The 2,494-nt window shown below is 65.4% G+C and carries 4 protein-coding genes; 3 read left to right on the top strand and 1 reads right to left on the bottom strand.

The window, feature by feature from the left end:
- Window positions 1–148: LysR family transcriptional regulator (locus MOV74_RS36015; protein WP_246932011.1), on the bottom strand; the 148-nt coding region annotated here is incomplete at its 3' end.
- 109 nt (window positions 149–257) lie between these two features.
- Between MOV74_RS36015 and MOV74_RS36010 the strand changes: the two genes are divergently transcribed.
- The 3 genes from MOV74_RS36010 to MOV74_RS36000 all read left to right on the top strand — a co-directional run.
- Window positions 258–1,616 carry an MFS transporter gene (locus tag MOV74_RS36010; RefSeq protein ID WP_246932009.1) on the top strand — a complete coding sequence of 453 codons (1,359 nt, stop codon included), beginning with the start codon at window positions 258–260 and terminating at the stop codon, window positions 1,614–1,616.
- Window positions 1,613–2,110 (top strand): GAF domain-containing protein, encoded by a 498-nt coding sequence (locus MOV74_RS36005; protein WP_246932007.1) that lies wholly within the window; start codon window positions 1,613–1,615, stop codon window positions 2,108–2,110. The genes MOV74_RS36010 and MOV74_RS36005 overlap by 4 nt, the downstream gene beginning before the upstream one ends.
- Before the next feature lie 17 nt (window positions 2,111–2,127).
- Window positions 2,128–2,494, top strand: a 367-nt coding sequence (locus tag MOV74_RS36000; RefSeq protein ID WP_246932004.1) for an amidohydrolase family protein, incomplete at its 3' end; no start/stop codon positions are given.

Below are 2,494 nucleotides of genomic sequence, written 5' to 3'. Positions count from 1 at the left end.
CGTCGCGCAGCCGCGCCAGCGCGTTGCTGACCGCGGGCTGGGTCATCAGCAGCGCGCTCGCGGCGCGCGTGACGCTGCCCTCGGTCATCAGGGCTTCGAAGACCTTCAGCAGGTTGAGGTCGAGCGATCGGAACGACAGAACATTCACCGTGGTGATGTATGGGATCACAATTATAAATTATGACGATAATATCTCTTTGTCTATGGTTCCCCCAGGGACACTGCGGATGCCGGTCCGCCGGACTGAGGGGACTTTCATGTCGATGATCTCGGCGCGCATCGAGCGCCTGCCATTCGCGCGCTTCCACACGCATCTCCTGTTGATGGGTGGGCTCGGCTACATGTTCGACGCGATGGACGCGGCCGTGCTGGCGTTCATCCTGCCGGTGCTGCGCACGGCCTGGAATCTGTCGAGCGTGCAGATCGGCGTGCTCGGCAGCAGCACCTATATCGGCTTCCTGTTCGGCGCGTTGCTGGCGGGCACGCTCGGCGACCTCATCGGCCGCCGCGCGGTGATGATGTCGGCGCTGGCGCTGTATTGTGCCGCCTCGATCGTCAGCGCGGCCGTGGACAGCTGGTCGTCCTTCTTCGCCGCCCGCGTCGTCGCCGGCATGGGTACCCGCGCCGAGAGCGCGATCATCGCGCCTTATCTGGCCGAGTTCGTGGCGCGGCGCTTCCGCGGCAGCTTCACCGGCGCGTTGGCCGGATTCTTCTCTTTCGGTTTCGTCGCCGCCGCTTTGCTCGGCTACTTCATCGTTCCCGCCTATGAGAACGGCTGGCGCATCGTGCTGGTCATCACCGCGGTGCCGGTCGTCATGCTGCTGTGGTGGCGTAGGGCGCTGCCGGAATCGCCGCGCTGGCTGGAAAGCCGGGGCCGGGTGAAGGAAGCCGAAGCGGTATTGGACAAGATCGAAGCCGGCTTCGCACGCCAGGGGCATGTGCTGCCGCAGCCGGTCGTCGATGCGGTCAGTGCGCCCGGCGCCGGAGGAACGCTGCTTGCCAATTTCGCGGCGCTGCTCGCCGGCCGGCAGGCGCGCATCACCATCATGACCTGGATCATGTGGCTTGCGATCACCTTCAGCTATTATTCCTTCTTCGTCTGGATCCCCGGCCTGCTGGTCCAGAACGGCATGAGCATCACCAAGAGCTTCGCCTATTCGATCGCGATCTATTGCGCGCAGATTCCTGGCTATTTCAGCGCCGCCTGGTTCAACGAGCGCATCGGCCGGCAGGCGACCATTGCGTCCTACATGGTGCTCGGCGGCGTCAGCGCGCTCGGGCTCGCCTTCGCGCAGAGCGACCAGCACATCATGGTCGCGGGGATCTTGCTGTCGTTCTTCATGAACGGCACCTATGCCGGCGTCTATGCCTATACGGCGGAGGTGTTCCCGACGCCGGTGCGAACCACCGGCGCCGGCCTTGCCTCGGCGATCGGCCGCATCGGTGCGATCGTCTCGCCAATCCTGGTCGGCTATCTCTATCCCAATTTCGGCTTCGCCGGCGTGTTCGGCCTGACCACCAGCGTGCTGCTGATCGGAGCCCTCACCGTCGTGGTGATGGGGGTGCCGACACGCGGCCGTTCGCTGGAAGACATTGCGGCGGGTGAGGTCGCATGAGGCCGACGACACGCCGAGCCGATCCGCTGCTCGGCGCGGTGGCGGCGGCGCAGGGCAGGGCGGATCAGCCGGACGCGCTGTTCTCGGCACTGGATCACGCCTTGAAGTCGGCGATCGGGCACAAGCTGTTCACGATCCTGACCTATGACGACGATAGCGGAGAAGCGGCGCGGATCTATTCCAATCTCCCCGAACCTTACCCGACGGGCGGGCGCAAGCGCCTGACGCCGGGACCGTGGACCGAGGCCGTGCTCGACCGCGGCGAGGCCTATATCGGCCGTACGCGGGACGATCTGCGCAGCGTGTTTCCCGATCACGAGTTGATCGCCTCGCTCGGCTGCGAGAGCGTGCTCAACATGCCCGTGCGCTGGCGGGGACGAACGTTCGGTTCGCTCAATCTGCTCCATGAGGCGGGCTGGTACGGCGCGGACGATGTCGCCGCGTGCCTTCCCTTCGCCCAGCTCGCATTGCCCGCGCTGCTCTCACAGACCTGACCGGACAGGAAACGACCATGCCCAGCACTCTCTTCAAGAATGCCGCTCTGCTCGATCCACTTCAGCCGGATTTGCTGGAGGGCCATCACGTGCTGGTCGAGGACGATGTGATCAAGGAGGTCTCGGACCGGCCGCTCCAGGCCTCGGCCGACCGGACCATTGACCTGAACGGCAAGACGCTGATGCCCGGCCTGATCGATCTGCATGTGCATGCGGTGGCGGTCGAGCTCAATCTGTCGCAACAGGTGCACATGCCGAACGTGCTGGTGACGCTGCGCTCGACGCTGCTGCTGCGCGGCATGCTGCGCCGTGGCTTCACCACGGTTCGGGATGCGGGTGGTGCCGGCCACGCGCTGAAGCAGGCGATCGAGACCGGCCTCACTG

The sequence above is a fragment of the Bradyrhizobium sp. SHOUNA76 genome (assembly GCF_023006445.1).
Lineage (GTDB): Bacteria > Pseudomonadota > Alphaproteobacteria > Rhizobiales > Xanthobacteraceae > Bradyrhizobium.
This window is presented reverse-complemented; position numbering and strand designations above follow the sequence as displayed.